Source organism: Dokdonella sp. (assembly GCF_039926425.1).
Lineage (GTDB): Bacteria > Pseudomonadota > Gammaproteobacteria > Xanthomonadales > Rhodanobacteraceae > Dokdonella_A.
In genome coordinates this window covers 1-16,110 of the sequence record NZ_JBDSWZ010000033.1, presented here as the reverse complement: position 1 = coordinate 16,110, position 16,110 = coordinate 1, and the positions used below count along the sequence as shown (strand labels likewise).

General features: G+C 62.1%; 16 protein-coding genes. 4 read left to right on the top strand and 12 right to left on the bottom strand.

The window, feature by feature from the left end; all coding sequences use genetic code 11:
• Window positions 1-4: 4 nt before the first annotated feature.
• On the top strand, window positions 5-730 hold the full coding sequence (locus ABIV12_RS01955; protein WP_348055682.1) for a UDP-2,3-diacylglucosamine diphosphatase: 726 nt from the start codon (window positions 5-7) through the stop codon (window positions 728-730).
• 343 nt (window positions 731-1,073) lie between these two features.
• Here ABIV12_RS01955 and ABIV12_RS01950 read toward each other — a convergent pair whose 3' ends face one another.
• The 3 genes from ABIV12_RS01950 to ABIV12_RS01940 form a co-directional block, all read right to left on the bottom strand.
• Window positions 1,074-2,471 carry a hypothetical protein gene (locus tag ABIV12_RS01950; RefSeq protein ID WP_348055679.1) on the bottom strand — a complete coding sequence of 466 codons (1,398 nt, stop codon included), beginning with the start codon at window positions 2,469-2,471 and terminating at the stop codon, window positions 1,074-1,076.
• Window positions 2,472-2,542: 71 nt separating this feature from the next.
• Window positions 2,543-3,049 (bottom strand): hypothetical protein, encoded by a 507-nt coding sequence (locus ABIV12_RS01945; RefSeq protein ID WP_348055677.1) that lies wholly within the window; start codon window positions 3,047-3,049, stop codon window positions 2,543-2,545.
• Between the two features lie 63 nt (window positions 3,050-3,112).
• A complete protein-coding gene (locus tag ABIV12_RS01940) occupies window positions 3,113-3,874 on the bottom strand; it encodes a hypothetical protein (RefSeq protein ID WP_348055676.1) in 762 nt (253 codons plus the stop codon).
• A gap of 455 nt (window positions 3,875-4,329) precedes the next feature.
• Here ABIV12_RS01940 and ABIV12_RS01935 point away from each other — a divergent pair, with 455 nt between their 5' ends.
• The 3 genes from ABIV12_RS01935 to ABIV12_RS01925 all read left to right on the top strand — a co-directional run bounded on the left by ABIV12_RS01935 (window position 4,330) and on the right by ABIV12_RS01925 (window position 6,608).
• Window positions 4,330-5,025 (top strand): glycosyltransferase family 2 protein, encoded by a 696-nt coding sequence (locus tag ABIV12_RS01935; RefSeq protein ID WP_348055681.1) that lies wholly within the window; start codon window positions 4,330-4,332, stop codon window positions 5,023-5,025.
• Entirely contained in the window at window positions 5,019-5,402 is a 384-nt protein-coding gene (locus ABIV12_RS01930) for a DUF2304 domain-containing protein (protein ID WP_348055674.1), read from the top strand. The genes ABIV12_RS01935 and ABIV12_RS01930 overlap by 7 nt, the downstream gene beginning before the upstream one ends.
• Window positions 5,403-5,468: 66 nt before the next feature.
• Window positions 5,469-6,608 (top strand): glycosyltransferase, encoded by a 1,140-nt coding sequence (locus ABIV12_RS01925; protein WP_348055673.1) that lies wholly within the window; start codon window positions 5,469-5,471, stop codon window positions 6,606-6,608.
• 9 nt (window positions 6,609-6,617) lie between these two features.
• Here ABIV12_RS01925 and ABIV12_RS01920 read toward each other — a convergent pair whose 3' ends face one another.
• From ABIV12_RS01920 to ABIV12_RS01880, 9 genes are all read right to left on the bottom strand, one after another.
• Window positions 6,618-8,015, bottom strand: coding sequence for a hypothetical protein (locus ABIV12_RS01920; protein WP_348055671.1), 1,398 nt, complete (start codon window positions 8,013-8,015; stop codon window positions 6,618-6,620).
• Window positions 8,012-9,205 (bottom strand): hypothetical protein, encoded by a 1,194-nt coding sequence (locus ABIV12_RS01915; protein WP_348055669.1) that lies wholly within the window; start codon window positions 9,203-9,205, stop codon window positions 8,012-8,014. The genes ABIV12_RS01920 and ABIV12_RS01915 overlap by 4 nt, the downstream gene beginning before the upstream one ends.
• The gene (locus tag ABIV12_RS01910; RefSeq protein WP_348055667.1) at window positions 9,202-10,017 is read right to left on the bottom strand and encodes a ferritin-like domain-containing protein; all 816 of its coding nucleotides are present in this window, start codon (window positions 10,015-10,017) and stop codon (window positions 9,202-9,204) included. The genes ABIV12_RS01915 and ABIV12_RS01910 overlap by 4 nt, the downstream gene beginning before the upstream one ends.
• A gap of 119 nt (window positions 10,018-10,136) precedes the next feature.
• Entirely contained in the window at window positions 10,137-11,615 is a 1,479-nt protein-coding gene (purF, locus tag ABIV12_RS01905) for an amidophosphoribosyltransferase (RefSeq protein ID WP_348055665.1), read from the bottom strand.
• An 11-nt stretch (window positions 11,616-11,626) separates the two neighbouring features.
• Window positions 11,627-12,193 carry a CvpA family protein gene (locus ABIV12_RS01900; protein ID WP_348055663.1) on the bottom strand — a complete coding sequence of 189 codons (567 nt, stop codon included), beginning with the start codon at window positions 12,191-12,193 and terminating at the stop codon, window positions 11,627-11,629.
• A 103-nt stretch (window positions 12,194-12,296) separates the two neighbouring features.
• Window positions 12,297-13,223, bottom strand: coding sequence for an SPOR domain-containing protein (locus tag ABIV12_RS01895; RefSeq protein ID WP_348055661.1), 927 nt, complete (start codon window positions 13,221-13,223; stop codon window positions 12,297-12,299).
• 65 nt (window positions 13,224-13,288) lie between these two features.
• Complete coding sequence (folC, locus tag ABIV12_RS01890; RefSeq protein WP_348055659.1) at window positions 13,289-14,605, bottom strand: bifunctional tetrahydrofolate synthase/dihydrofolate synthase; 1,317 nt, start codon at window positions 14,603-14,605, stop codon at window positions 13,289-13,291.
• A 12-nt stretch (window positions 14,606-14,617) separates the two neighbouring features.
• Window positions 14,618-15,268 carry a rhomboid family intramembrane serine protease gene (locus ABIV12_RS01885; protein WP_348055657.1) on the bottom strand — a complete coding sequence of 217 codons (651 nt, stop codon included), beginning with the start codon at window positions 15,266-15,268 and terminating at the stop codon, window positions 14,618-14,620.
• A 173-nt stretch (window positions 15,269-15,441) separates the two neighbouring features.
• Window positions 15,442-16,110: M35 family metallo-endopeptidase (locus tag ABIV12_RS01880; protein WP_348055655.1), on the bottom strand; the 669-nt coding region annotated here is incomplete at its 5' end.

Here is a 16,110-nt window from a genome sequence, read left to right as displayed (position 1 = left end):
AACCATGACGACGCTTTTCATTTCCGACCTTCACCTCGACGCCAGCCGCCCGCACATCACGCGGCTGTTCGTCGAGTTCGTGCGAAACGAGGCAGTCAACGCGAGCGCGCTGTACATTCTCGGCGATTTGTTCGAAGCGTGGATCGGGGATGATGCCGAGGATGAAACGGCCGATGCCGTCGCGTCGGCCCTTGCCAATCTGCACGAGCGAGGCGTCCCTTGCTTCTACTTGCACGGGAACCGCGATTTCCTGCTTGGAGATGCGTATGCGCGTCGCGCGCGCATGACTCTGTTGCCTGATCCAAGCGAGGTCGAGGTCGAAGGCGAGCGCATCGTGATCTCCCACGGTGACGCACTCTGCATTGACGATTTGCCGTATGTGGCATTTCGTGCCTTGTCACGCACTCCGGCTTGGCAGCGCGCGTTTTTGTCGCGTACCGTTGCAGAGAGAGTCGATTTCGCACGCAGGGCTCGCGCCGAAAGCGAACGCTACACTCGTTCACTTGAGGAGCAGATTACAGACGTCAATCCCGAGGCGGTGCGTGCACAATTCGCGATGCACAACGTACGGCGACTCATCCACGGGCACACCCACCGGCCTGCGATCCACGCCAGCGAAATGAGCGACAACGCATCCGGCGAGCGCATCGTGCTTGGCGACTGGTACGAGCAGGGCAGCGTCTTGCGAGTAGGAACAGAGGGCCTCCTCCTGCAAAAACTGCTGCATTGAGAAGCGGAACGTGGAGTCGATCGAAGGGCTATGCGCCATTCGCACCGCATCGAGCGGTGAGATCTCTCTTGATACCTGCAGGGCGAATCGGCCCCACCTTCGCCCGAACTCACTGACTTCGGCGAATGGGCGTCTCACGCAGGTTGGGTGACGACCACGTACGGTGTAACGCGCAACACCGCGTACGACGTCACCAGTAAGACCCGCTTCACATTCATCAGTATTCAACCAATGGATGAGTGACTCAAGGAGCAACCGTTTTCGATCGCACGCCGAGTTATAACGTAAGCCGGGTCGGAATGACTGCGAAATTACCGTTGATCGCGCGACGCTAAAAGAGCGCCTATTTCGCAATCATCTTTTGGCTGCCAGTGAGCCTCTCTTTTTCTCCATCGGTCTTCAACAAACCGATGTAATACCAATAAATTTTGCCCGGTTTGGCCGAGTTATCACGCCACTGGTAGGAACCGGTACTGGTCCCGTCGGCAGCGCTGGCCTTGATAAGATCTTTATTAATCCGCAAAAATGGCCCTGCCTCTGCGTCCGCACGGTAGATCATGTAAGCGTAGATCGTTTGCTCGTTAGCAACGGACCAAGCCAGCAGCGGCCCTTGTCCCTCAGGTGGAGCCGCATGGACTTTGTCGGTCGAACGCACAAGTGCTTTGCCGATATCAATTGCCTTTGAAGCCTCGCTCGGCGACGTAACGTTGGACTTCGCCTCGCCCTTTCGTTCGCGCGCTCTATCAAGCTCCTTGTTGAAGTCATGCACTTCCATCTCTGGACTTAGCAACATGCCAACGAGCTCCACCGGAAGTTTGCGCTTCTCGTCCGGAAGTTCGATGTTGAGCATTCCCTGCACCCGACCGCGCGCCTGATCACCCGCAATCGTCAGCCGCACCAACTTGCACCCCTCGGCTGCCGGAGAACACGGCTCCGCCGTTGCGTGACCTTGGACGCCTTCGAGTGTGAGCTGCCCCAAGTTGAAGTCTTTTCCAGCGACGCTGCTCACACGAACCAGAAATTCGTTTTTTCCGTTCGTCCGCATCAGACCCAAAGAGAAAGGATTGCCATCGACGCGAACTGCCCCCTGAACATTCGCTTCTACACTGATCCATGCCTCAGCTTGCAGCGGCGTGTTGATTTTTAGTTTTATCTTGTCGTGATGCAGACCCAGTGGCGCGCCCTTTTTCATTTTGGCGCGTACTTCCAACGAGTTAGCGTCAAGTGAAACGTCCAGATAATCCGGCTTTGCCAATACCTCGACAATTCGAAAGCCCTGCACTTCACGACTCGACAGTGCGACTACTTTCACGGGTTGTTCGTTCTCGGCATCAACTGCCCCGAAATCCATAGTCGGAGCTTTTTGGTCCAATGCGGTGGACACAAACGCCATGACGTTCGACGCGCGCGAGGCCAACACGCCGGGCTCACTCGTCGAAAATTTGAATGAACGTTTGACGTATCCAATACGATCTTGAACGTTGACTCGAGCGACGATATACGCAGTGGCATGCGCAGGAACAGTCACGCTCCCGCCGTCGATGCTATCGGATGCGTTGATCGCAGTCGCACGAGAAACGACGATCGGTGTGTCGCCGATGTTCTTCAACGGGATGTCGCAATTGAACACCTCGAATTGCTGGCGATCGCCTCCGTCACAGGGAGCAACGACCAAATTGCTGCGCGGGGACGATTCGCCTGCAGACAGAGCGACGAACGCTAAAGCCTGTAACAAGAACATATGAATTTTCTCTCAAAAAAAATCCACCTGCGTTTCCGCAGGTGGATCATGTTCACTACAAGAATCAGTGATTAGCTGACCGAAAAACTCTGAAGCTGAACAGGAAGCGTGCCATCCGCAGTGGCGGTGAACGGCCCACACGAATTCGGTGCGTCAAAATCTGCGCCGGTCACGATCATGTAATACATGCTTTCCGGAAGGTTAGCGTGCTTAGCGGTCAGCGCGCCACTTGTGGACGTGGTGCAAGCCGCATTCGCATTACAACCGGAAGCCTGCGGAACGAAATATGCCGAATACGTATAGCCAGCGCCACCAGTGAAGGTGATGTTCTGGAACGTACCCGCCGCCGTGACATTGATCAATGCCACGTAGGCTGCAGCTGGAGCGCCAGCCGCATCTTGACAAACATTCGTGATCGCGGTTTCGTGACCGCAAGTGGAATCCGTAATGGTTGGAGTACCCGCGATGTCCGGGGTCCAAGAAGCCGGAGCTGCACAAGTCTGAGCACCCGCAGATGCACTGAAACCAATCGCAAGCACGGTGGCACTAATTGCAGAGAACAATACGTTACGCTTCATAGTTGGTCACTCCTAAATCGACTGTGGCTATTATGTGTTGCAAGGGACGCCGCTGGCCCGAAATCAGAAACCGATGTAGGTATTGCGACGCGAATCGAACGTATCAAAACCAACAGCTTGATTTCCGTGAGTATCTGCCCACGTCTGTGACGGCGCAGTCAAACCCAGGCTTGCAGCAGAGACGCCGCCCCAAGCTGCGTTGTCCAGATTTGCAATCGTACCAGAAGCAGCCGGTTCAGCAGCACCTGCAGCAGCATTCACGAAGTAGCTAAGGCTTCCGGCGGCGCCAGCGCCAACGGTCAGCTTACCTTCGATGCGGTTCACGCCCGGGAGAAGGTCAGTCGCAAAACTCTGTGCGCAGGTGAAGCTACCCGTGCCGCAACTCGCGATGAAGCGAACTCGCTTCGCACCACCCGGACCTGCCACGACGCTAACGCGGAGCAGACGGCTGAGGCCATGCGCAGTCGTCGTTGCTGGAGCTTGGAACACCACGACGCCATCGGTCGCGTTGTAGCTGCTGAGCAAGGTGTTATCAATCAAAAACTGAAAGCGATAGTTCGGCTCCGAAGCGGCGTGCGTGTAGCGAACGGTCGCCGAAGCAGCGGTAATCGGAGCGAGCGCCGCAGTCAGTTTGCAGGCAGACGCGTCCAAACCACCTGCGACAACCGTCACAGGGGAAGAAGTCGGGTCCGGCAAGCTGGCCTTGCTCGTCCAAGCGCCGCCTTCAGCAGTCGTCGGACCAGCCGGGCAAACCGCGAAGGCGGAGCCAGCGAAACCAACCAGGCCAACGATGGCCAGCGAAAGCACTTTCATTTTGGTGTTCATGGTTTTATCTCCCAGAGTGTTCGGGTGGGGTGCAGTCCCCTTCCCCACGGATGTTAATACTGGTTAACCAAGCCCGATCCGCGCGGACGATAGTGAAGTACCACCACCATGTCAACTGCGTCCTGGCGTGGGCCCGGCTAACCTTGCCAGACTTCGAGTCGGAGTTTCCGTCTGCAACGGGTTCCCCTCCCCGGCCATCGGCTCGCGCCTCTGGCCCACGGAGCTGTATGACGCATGAGCGTGACCAAACCGGACACGCGCATTGAAAATATCCCAAAACCGGATCCCCACCAGCCTGTTCGAGCGAGGAGCAAGCTCCGGCAAGAACCGCCTCTCTATATATAACGCATTGACCTGGTCCGGCACGACCCCGGAGAATCGCGCCTCCGTTCTGCTCGCCTCCTCTCTTGCCTTTGCCTCGATCCGCTCCCTTGCTTCCGGCCGATTGCCTTGCGGTGATCCCCGCGCGTGACGAGTCCACAACCGTGGCGCGCGTCGTTGCAGGCGTTCGCGCGACCCTCGGATGTCAGGTGCTCGTGGTCGACGATGCCAGCGGCGACGCCACGGGCGCAGTTGCACGCCACGCTGGGGCGCTCACTTTGCGCCTGCCGTTGGCGCTGGGTGCGTGGGGTGCGACCCAGACAGGCATCCGTTACGCACAGCGCAACGGCTTTGCCGGCGTCATCACCCTCGATGCGGATGGCCAGCATGTTCCGGAGTCGCTCCCTGCACTGTTTGACGCGCAGGGCGCAACGGGCGCGAACGTCGTGATCGGCACCTGTACCCGACGGCTGAGTCGCGCCAAGCGCGTTGCCTGGTGGTATCTGCGAACCCTGACCGGGCTTGGCCTGGGCGACTTCACATCCGGGTTGCGCCTGTACGACCGGGCGGCGGTCAACATCCTCGCCGGCCCTGCAGCAAGCCTGCTCGACTATCAGGACGTGGGCGTCCTGATGCTGCTTGCAAAAAATGAAATGGTCATCCGTGAAACCCCGGTCGAGATGCTGCCGCGGCGCGAAGGGCATTCGCGGGTGTTTGCATCGTGGCCGGTGGTGGCGTTGTACATGATGCATACCACGGTGTTGTGCCTCGCCCAGATCCATCCGGGTCGGCGGCGCGCACCGTCGCTTATCGGCGACGCGCCATGCTGACCGGACAGATCACCTCGGCCGTTCTCGGTGTCGGCCTGGCTGGGGCCATCCTGTTCCTGGTCCGCCGCGACCATCTGCATGGGCCCTATGCGGTCTGGTGGTTTGCCGTTGCTGCAGCGACCTTCGTGCTGGGCGTGTTTCCGGGCGTGGTCGTGTGGCTGGGTCGCGAGACCGGCATCGGGTACGCGCCGGTCCTGCCGATCATCATTGGCCTGTCATTGGTGTTGATCCGCTTGCTGAAGCTCGATATCGATCGTTCCAAGCACGAGCGCAAGATGCGACGACTGACACAGAAGCTCGCGATTCTCGAACAGGAACTCGAACGCCTTGGCGGCCGACGGTCGACTGACGACGTCTCCGACGAGCCGATGGGTTGACGGAGCGATCCTGTGGATTCAGCACCGTCTGAATTCGCCTTCCGCTGGACCCGACGACAGATTCCCATGCGCATCCTGCACATCGGCAAGTACTACGCGCCGGAACGCGGCGGCATCGAACGCTACACGCAGGCATTGGCCGAATGGAGCGTCGCGCGTGGCGACGCAGTCGCGGTTCTGTGCCATCAGCGCGCAGGAATTCGCGAGCGCGCCGTCGAAACGATTGGAGGCGTCGGCGTACGCAGGGCCGGGTGTATCGCAGCGCCGCTCTATACACCTCTGAGCCCGTCATTTCCGTTCGAACTGGCGCGCGCATTGCGTGAATTCCGCCCGGATCTGCTCCATCTGCATTTTCCCAATCCGTCGTGCTTCTTTGCATTGACGAGTCCGCACGCGCGACGATTGCCGTGGGTGGTGCACTGGCATGCCGATGTACCGCCCGACTCCAACGACTGGCGTCTGCGCAGCGCGTACCGCATTTACAGGTCGTTCGAGCAGGCCACACTTCGTCGCGCCGCGGCAGTGGTCGCAACGTCGCAACCTTACCTGCACGCCAGCATTGCACTGACCGCATGGCATGCAAAGACCGCGATCATCCCCCTTGGAATCGCCGATGCCTTGCCGGAAGTGCCGAAACCATCGCTGTGGCCGGCCGGCACCGGATTGCGTCTCCTCGCTGTCGGCCGCCTGAGCCGTTACAAGGGCTTCAACGTGCTGATTGAAGCGCTTGGACGGCTACACGACGTTCAACTGCTGATCGTCGGCGAAGGCGAATGCGCGGCCGAGCTGCGCGCACTGGTGCACGCGCGCGGACTCGATCATCGCGTTGCATTTGCAGGCGCACTGTCGGATGAGGACCTGGCGTCCGCCTATGCCGCTGCAGATGCGTTCGCGTTGCCTTCGCTGGATCGTGGCGAAGCGTTCGGCCTGGTGCTGCTGGAAGCGATGCGCGCAGGACGTGCTGCCGTCGCAAGCGACATTGCGGGATCCGGCGTCGGCTTCGTGATCGACGATGCAATCACTGGAATCCTTGTGCCTCCCGGCAACGCCGTCGCACTGGCCGAAGGGATCGCTCGATTGCAGGACGAACGCCTGCGCGCGCGGCTTGGCGATGCGGGCCGCCAACGGTGGCGGGAGCACTTTCTCCTCGAAACATCGGCCCGCAGGATCGACGCGCTGTATCGCAGCGTCGCTCCGAACAGCTAGCCCGCCGCGTCAACGTTCTCGCAGACGATCGGAATCGGCGGAAGTGCGGGATGCAAGGATCAGCAGCGCGACGGCCATCGGGGCCAATTGCAGCAGCAGGCGATTGACCGCCGAGTAGCTCTGCGCATAGCGCGCCGCCGCGGTAAACAGGAACAATCCGCCAATCAGCAGGAATGAAACGCCGACGAGTACCGCCAATCGCCGCGTCGTCGCCGATCGCATCCAAGCGACGCGATTTCCGAGCAGCACAACAGGAAGGAGAAACCAAAGAAGATTCCAGTTCTCCTGGCCCCACAGGCCTTGACCGAACGCGTCGAGCGACGCGGCGAAGTCGGAAAAATTGAACGCCGTGCTGTGGTCGATATAACGTCGCGCCACAGCGATCCATGCAGCGCTGAAGGCCACCGAGAGCAGGGTCAGCGCGATGGCGAACCCGAGTCCGAGCAGCAGTCGTCTCCGCCGCGTCCAGCGCGGAATCGACGAGAACACGCATGCGCTTGCGAGCACGATCGACCACACGGACCCTTCCAGCTTGATCAAGGGCATCAGCAGGATGATCGCCAGCACCACACCCAACTGCCGTCGCTCGCCTCCGCAATGCCAGCGAAGCCATGCAAACGCTCCTTGGCCAAACAGGGCAGCCAGCCAAAGGTCGGCATAGCCGCCGAGCGCAACGTGCGATTCAAGCAATGGCAGCGAACCGAGAACGTAGACCCCGATCCAGGTGCGCGACCGGTCGACGCCCAGCGCTCGCAACTGGCCGTACTGCGCCAGGAGCATCGCGATCCACAATCCGAACCAGGCCAGATTGATCCACGGCTCGATCCAGCCGACGGGACCCGCAAACCACACGATCGTCCATGGCAACAAATCGGGATAGCTGTAGCCGATGCCGGTACGCAGCGGTTGTGTCGGATGCGCCAGCCATTCACTGAATGAAACGAACGGCGCGATCTGGCCGCCAAGAACCCAGATCTTCGCTTTGGCCTCCCACGCTGCCCATGCATCCCATGCCAATGTCGGATGGAGCAGGATATCGCTCGCGATCAGCCAGCCACGCCAACCCAGAAGGACGAGAGTGATCAGCGCCCAGGGCCACCAGCGACGGCCGACAGGGTCGGGCAATGCGCCAACCACCGGCGGCGTCCGACGCCACCATGCCACCGACCACGCCAGTGCTGCGATTGCTGCAGCCCACGGCCCTGCACGCATCAACGTATGCGTCGGGTCGGTCGACGCCAACAGACGCGTCAGCACACCGCACATCAGCGCGCCGACGATCCAGCCGAGGCCTGCAGCAACGAGGCGATCGCTGTTGCGCCATGGCCAGCCAACCACCAACGCATACAGGCCACTGCCGATCAGCAATGGAAGGAACCACGACACCAGCAACGTCGGCAGTGTCATTGGGACTCCGCCGTGATCGCGTAAATGCCGAAGTCCGCCTGCTGTTCGATGGTGCGCCCAGGCAGGGAAATTCCGCCGAACTGGAGGCGGCCATTGCGGATCGAAGGCTGGTCGTCCGAATAGCGGACGACGATCGTTCCCGGCGGAGCATGCTGCGCATCCGCACCGGCGAGCACGCCCATGTTGAGTGGAGCTGCGTGGTAGATCAGCCGCAGCACGTCATGCGGCGTCGGTGCGCTGACCAGCACGCGTCGCGTGTCAGGCTCGCTGGACAACGTCGCCTGCAGATGCAGCGCCAGTTCCTTGAGCCGTTCGTCGGCCACGTGGTCCTGTCTCTTCGCGATCGGTATCGCGCCCCAGACGTCTGCGTCGGCGTTGCGTTTGTAGGTCAGGTCACGCTGCCACGACAGATCGCAGATCAGCCATGCAACTGCCGCTGCCGCGAATGCGAGGACCCGCAGCGCAGCGCCGCGCAAGCGGAGGAGGAGAAACGCGAAAGCCAGCAGCGCACCCACCGCAATGGCCAACACCAGCGGCAAGCGTGGACCGTGGGGAGAATGGTCGCCGGTTTCGGCGGGGCCGACGGCGCTGATCGAAATCAGTTGCCACGGACGTCGCTCCCGCCAGGAATCGAAAAGGGTCGCCAGCCGACCGCGCCAGGAGATCGACTCCAGTTGGGCGCGCTCCAACACGAACGGCTGGAATCCCGCCGACGGCGGCACCAGTTGCGCCGTCGGAAACTGCGCGAACCCCAATTCGGTGATCGATCCACGCCACGACGGAATGCGCGACAGGTCGAACGTCATTTCGCGACCATCGGGACGCGGCAGCGAAATGGACTGCACGTCATCCGGCGCCTCGCCGGTGCGGAACACCAGCGAGAGCTCGAGCGTGCGAGGAAAATCAGCGAACCGGTAGCGAAGGATCGATACGTCCTTGGCGACGACACTCGCAAGATCGGTTGCCTGCAACGTGTAAAAATCCGCCGCCGGTGCGGTGACGCGCAAGGCCTGCAACTCCGTCGCCGCAGAACCGAACACCGGGTGGAATCGGCTGCCCGGCAGGGTGAGCTCAGTCGCGGCGACGAGTGGCGAGCGCGGATCGACCCCTGCAGCCCACATCGCAAGCGCCGAAGTGCCCACGACGAGCGCGACGACAAAAGAGGCCACCGCATACGACGCGCGGTTCATGCCGCCGCTGCTTCCAGACGCGCGATTTCCTCGCGGGAAAATCCGGCCAGAAGACGCGCTTCCACGTTGAAGGGTCCGCGCAGCGATCCGCGAACGTGCACGTCGAGCAGGTTCCGGAAGGTTTCTTCTGCGTCGACTCCTTCACGCTCGCAGCACCAGGCAAACCAGCGGGATCCTGCCGCCACGTGGGCGACCTCTTCCGCAAGGATGGTCTCGAGGATCGTGGTCGTTTCAAGGTCGCCGACGTGACGCAATCGTTCGATCATGCCGGGCGTCACGTCGAGTCCGCGAGCTTCCAGCACGCGAGGGACCAGCGCCATGCGCTCGAGACACGAGCCGCGGGTGCGCATCGCCATGTCCCACAGGCCGTCATGCGCATCGAAGTCTCCGTAGGCGAATCCGAGCTGTTCGAGACGCGCGCTCAGCAGACTGAAATGACGCGCTTCATCAGCGGCAATGCTTGCCCAGTCGGCGTAGTACGCGGTGGGCATGTCGCGAAAGCGGTAGATCGCATCGAGCGCGAGATTGATCGCATTGAATTCGATGTGGGCCACTGCATGCACCAGCGCAGCGCGGCCATCTGCGGACCCGAGACCGCGTGATGCAAGCTGCCGCGGTGCGACCAGATTCGGACGCGTGGGCCTGCCCGGTTCCAGCATCGATTCGATCGAGCGACACGCTGGTTGGTCAAGTGTGCCGGCGAGTACCGCCGATGCGAACTGAAACGTCGATTCCACTTTTGCGGCCGGATCGCTGCAGACCAGACACCGGTGTGCTGAATCGAACACATTGTCGTCGGCGACTTCAGGCATGTCGTGTGCCACTCCCTGTTGCAGTCGGGCGCATTATCCACGAGCAATGACCGTGGATGCATGGGTCTCCAGCCCAGGCTCCGTCGCCCCGCTCGATGAACGGAGCGTGCCGTCGTCGTTCAGCCGACCTGGCGACGCTGCGTCTTGGCGTCGTCGGAGCGTGCAAACTCGAGTCCGGCCAGATACGTCGGTTCCACTCCCGTCACGTACTCCCCGGAGAAACACGATGTGTCGAAGTGCTTCAGATCCTCGTTGCCGTCCTGCACTGCCCAGACCAGATCATCGAGGTCCTGATAGATCAGCTTGTCGGCACCGAGGATCTTCTCGATCTCCTCGGTCGTTCGACCGTGCGCGACCAGTTCCGCGGTGACCGGCATGTCGATGCCGTAGATGTTCGGATATCGAACGGGCGGTGCGGCGGACGCGAAATACACTTTCCGTGCGCCGGCATCGCGCGCCATCTGGATGATCTGTTTCGACGTCGTCCCGCGAACGATGGAGTCGTCGACCAACAGCACGTTCTTGTTGCGGAATTCCAGCTGGATCGGATTGAGCTTGCGGCGCACAGATTTCACCCGCTCGCTCTGCCCGGGCATGATGAACGTGCGACCGATGTAGCGGTTCTTGACGAACCCCTCGCGCACCGGCACGCCGAGCGCGTACGCCAGTGGACCCGCGGCGGTGCGCGACGTATCGGGAATCGGAATCACCGAATCGATGTCGTGGTTCGGCATTTCGCGCAGCACTTTCTCGCCGAGCTTCTCGCCCATGCGCAGGCGTGCCTTGTAGATCGACACGTCCTCCATCATCGAGTCCGGACGCGCGAGATACACGTACTCGAAGATGCACGGCGCGTGCTTGGCGGGCTCTGCGCATTGGCGCGTGAAGAGCTTTCCGTCGAGAGTCATCAGCACCGCTTCGCCAGGTGCAACATCGCGCAACAACCGGAAGCCGAGGATGTCGAGCGCGACCGATTCGGAGGCAACTGCGTATTCCTTGCCGCTACCGGTGTCTCGCTCGCCGAGGACGAGCGGACGGATTCCGTGCGGATCACGGAACGCCAGCACGCCGTACTCGAGCAGCATCGTGACCACCGCATAGCCGCCAATGCAGCGCGCATGCGTGCCAGCCACTGCCTTGAAGATGTGATCGGGCGACAGGTTGCGCCGGTCCTGGATCTGCAGCTCGTGCGCGAGCACGTTGAGCAGCACCTCGGAATCGGAATCGGTATTCACATGGCGGCGATCGTCCTCGAACACCTCGCGCCGGAGGGCTTCGGTGTTGATCAGGTTGCCGTTGTGCGCGAGCGCGAGGCCGTACGGGGAATTCACGTAGAGCGGCTGCGCTTCGGTCGAGCCTTCGGACCCCGCGGTCGGATAGCGGCAATGGCCGATGCCGACGCTGCCCCTCAGGCCCATCATGCTTTCGCGATCGAACACGTCGCGCACGAGACCTGCGCCCTTGTGGAGACGCAGACGATTCCCGTCGAGCGTGGCGATGCCGGCGGCGTCCTGGCCACGATGCTGGAGGACGGTGAGCGCGTCATACAGTGCCGACGCGACCTCGGATTTGCCGACGATGCCGATGATTCCGCACATGGAGGTTTACTTCAGATCGGAGAGGATTTCGGAGCCGGGACCGGTTCACGGGTCGGCGGCGGAGACGACAACGGCTTCATCAGTGTTTCAACCGGCTCGAGGTAGCGCGAGACGCTGTCCGGCAGTCGCGCGGTCAACCACTGCGATCCCCGCTCGAAGCTCGGCAACAGACGCGATTCATGCCACCACGGATCGCGCGGGAACGGCGTGAACTCCATCAACAGAACGACCAGCACAACCAGCGCGAGTCCGCGCACCAAACCAAACACCATGCCGAGCAACCGGTCACTTCCGGAGAGCCCGCTGCTCTCGACGAGCTTGCGGATCAGGAACGTGACGATCGCGCCGGCGATCAGCACCGTGATGAAGCACAAGCCGTAGGCCAATAGCACACGCGCCGATGGCGTCGATATGCTGCCGGAAAACCGTTCCGCAAGGAGCGGACCGAACACCCATGCCACCCAGAACGCGCACGCCCAGCACGCCAGCGCGAGCACTTCACCGATGAAGCCGCGCCACAGACCCATCAGCACGGACAAACCCAGCACCGCGATGATCGTGTAGTCGGCCCAGTTCATCGCGATTCCGACTTCGGCGATTCGCGATTCGAAATCTTCAGGCGCCAACACGGGTGACCAGCGCGTTCGCCGTCCGCGAATCCGCAATCACCAATGCCGAATCTCATTGCTGGGTGACGATGATGCCATCGAGCTTCAACTTGTCCTTGATGCCGGAACGCAGCTTGTCTGCGGCACCGCGGTCAACCTCCGGACCTGCGCGCACGCGCCACAGCGTGGCGCCATTGGAATCGATCTTGTCCACGAAGGCGACGAATCCTGCATTCTTGAGCCGATCGCGCAGCTTGTTGGCATCTTCCGATGTCTTGAGCGCGCCGAGCTGAACAGCCCATCCTCCCGCTTGATGTGCCGGAATCGCCTTCGCCGGCGCATCTTCGTGGGCGTCCTCGGCGACTTGCAGCACACTGCCGGGAACCGATGGCTTCAGCTGCTTGATGCGCAAGCGCGCCGCTTCGGCGCCGCTTCGGTCGGAAAACGGACCCACACGCACGCGTTCGGCTTGCTTGCCCTGGTAGTCGGCGGACTCCCCCAACGCCGGGAACCCGCCTTTCTTCAATGTCGCGACGAGTTCATCGGCATTCTTCTTGTTGCTATAGACGCCGAGATGGACGAAATAGCGCCCGTTGGCTGCCTGCCCCGGCGTCGGCTTCGGAATTTCGGCAGCCGCCACCGCGCTGGCCTCCGGTTTGGGCGTCATCTTGGGCACTGAATGTTCCGCGGGCGATGTCGGCGTCGAGCTCGCTGCAACTGGCGCTTCCACACGCGGGGCGGTGGTCGTGTCGACCGTGGTGATCTTGTCCGGGTCGGCCTTCGATTCCGGCGGTGCGGTCGGCCTGCTGGCCGCGGCGTCCACCGGCAACACGCGCTGCTGGAATTCGCGGTCCGGTTGCTGCGGAATCGCAAGGCTCGTCGTTTCCATCTCGGCACTTTTCTTCGGCGCCGATCCGGACATGAACATCGGTACGAAGATCACGGCAAGTGCGATGAGCACTGCGGCGCCAAGCAGGCGCTGTTTGAGCGATAAATCCATGGGGATTCCACACTGGGGCAACGGCGACTGCGGCGATTATAGCCGGGCGTCGCACGGGATCGGCGTCAGTCGTGCTGCAGGTTTTGCTCGCGGGCGAACACAAGTGCCGCCGCCGCAACGAAAAACGAGCCGAACGCGACCACGCGGTCGCCGGGCTGCGCGCGTTGCCAGGCCGCTCCCAGCGCCGCCGGCACATCAGCGAACTGCAGGGTCTCGACGGTCACGCAAGCGCGTGAGCGCAATCCTTCGACGGTGAGCCCACGCGGCGAAGCACTGTCGAGTCCGGCAAGAAACCATCCATCGAACGAGCCGGCGAGCGCATCGACGACGCCGGCAACGTCCTTGTCGCCCAGCGCACCGAAAACTGCCAACGTCCGCCCACGACGCGGTTGCCCGGCCAGCCACGTGGCAAGCATTGCGGCTGCCTGTGGATTGTGCGCCACGTCCACGATGAGCTCGGGCGACGAACCGAAACGCTGCAGCCGTGCAGAAACACTGGCGCTGCGCACACCCGCCGCAATCGCCAGCGGATTCCAGCCGACTTGGCCGCCGAGGGCGTGAATCGCCGCGATTGCCGCCGCTGCGTTGTCGACCTGGCACGGCGCAGCGAGCGACGGAAACGGCAGGTCAACAGACGTTTCTGCAGGAAACGATGAAGCCGATGACCATTTCCAGCCCGCCGTGCCGATCTCGGCCGAGAAGTCGCGACCGGCGATGCGCAGGGGTGCGTCGAGATCGCGGGCATGGGCAATCAGTGATGCTGGCGGATTGCGCTCGCCACAGATCGCTTCGTGTCCACGTCGAAACACGCCGGCCTTCTCGCGCCCGATGCTGTCGCGGTCGTCGCCGAGCCACTCCTGGTGATCGAGATCGATCGTTGTGACGATCGCGACGTCCGCGTCGACGATGTTGACGGCGTCCAGTCGTCCGCCGAGACCGACTTCGAGCAACGCGACATCCACCAAACTGCGGGAGAAGATCCACAGCGCCGCGAGCGTCCCGAATTCGAAGTAGGTCAGTGCGACATCGCCGCGCGCATCCTCGATGCATGTGAACGCATCGATCAGTCCGGCGTCGTCGATGTCGCTTCCGCAGAGGCGGACGCGTTCGTTGTAGCGCAACAGATGCGGTGATGTGAATGCACCGACGCGCTTGCCATCTGCCGCCAGCATCGCTTCGAGAAACGCGATCGTCGAACCCTTCCCGTTGGTGCCGGCAACCGTGATGACAACCGGAGCCACGACAGGCGCTCCGAGTCGTTGCCACACCTCGGCCACGCGGCCGAGACCCAGCTCCACTTCACGCGGATGCACGCGCAGCTGGTAGCCCAGCCATTCATCGAGGGAGGCCGACGGCTGCGGCCGTGACTCGAATGAAACCATCGGACCGAATGCTCAGCGCATCAGCAGGCGACGCGGCTTGAACGGAAACCTGCCTCGCCAGTATTCAATCAGCACGAATCCGAACGCAAGGCCGCCAAGGTGCGCGAAATGCGCAACGCCCTCGTCGCGCCCGGTGACGCCGTAGAACAGCTCCAGCGCGCCGTAACCGGTGACGAACAGCCAAGCCGGCATCGGGATCGCGAAGTAGACGAGGATGCGCTGGTGCGGATACATCATGCCGAACGCCAGCAACAGGCCAAAGATGCCGCCCGATGCGCCGAGCGTCGGCGAGAACCCGCTCGGGAAGAAATGCATCACTGCAAGCTGCGTCACCGCGGCGCCAATCACGCAGACAAAATAGTAGAGCGCGAACGGGCGCGCTCCGAACAACTGCTCGATCGCGCCGCCGAACATCCAGAGCGCGAGCATGTTGAACGCGATGTGCGCAAAGCTCCCATGGAGGAATCCGTACGTCACCAACTGCCACACCTCGAATCCCGCGGTGACGGCAACACCGTCGTCAACGCCGACGACCTGTGCGGGACCGAGCGGCCACAACGCAAACCAGATCAGCATGAAGTTCCCTGCAACCTGCTGAACGAGGTAGACGGCGATGTTGGCGAACAGCAACGCACGCGTGACGGGGGGAAGGTCGTAACCCATGATCGGCCTGTGAGTGCCGCGCCCGAACGTTCGACGTTCGCACGCTGAGCGGAACGCGCAGGATGCGGGCTCGGACCCGCCAATTCAATACGGCGCGATGGCGCGCCGCCGTAATCGAACGAAAAGCGGGGCCGCCCAGGCGGCCCCGCACATCCCTCGATCCATCGGCGCGGTCAGTTGCGCGCCGGGGTGTTCTCCGCGAAATATTCGTGGCTGTCGGCGTTGTCGACCGCGCGCGTGGTGTTGCTGCCGGCAAGGTTGTGCGCGGCTGTCTGACCGTAGGCCCAGTCGTCGGTGCCGGCGACGATGTTGAAATGGCTGGTCTCGTGGATGAGCGTACCGGCACGCGAATCGGTTCCGGTATTCGGCGCAGACCAGAACGCGCCACACAGATACACCTTGTACGGCTGGGTCGGATACACGTATGCGTAGCTGCTGTCGTTGCAGCCGCAGTTGAAGGTGTACGGCTGGCTCGACAGGGCGCTCGCGATGTTGGTGAAATGGGTCCTCACCGTGGAGTACCTGCCGCTGTTGTAGGTTCCGAACCACCAGGTGTAGCGGCTGCCTGCCGTACCCGCGTTGAGATAGCTTTTCGCGTTGTTCGCGTAGGTGACCGAGGAGTTCCGTGCCGTCGCCAGTTGGGTCTGCCGCGTGTTGCTGCAGCTGACGAAGCTGTTGGTTGCAGCAAGTACGCCCGGGGCGCCAGAGTCCGATTGCAGTGCTTCCTGATCGAGCGGCGCGCCAGCGCCATCCACCCACAATGTCGTCGCCGCGCTGTCAAGTTGCAGGGTGGCCGTGACGCCCGCGCGCGCGACGCGATCGGCTTCGCGTACCAGTGCGGC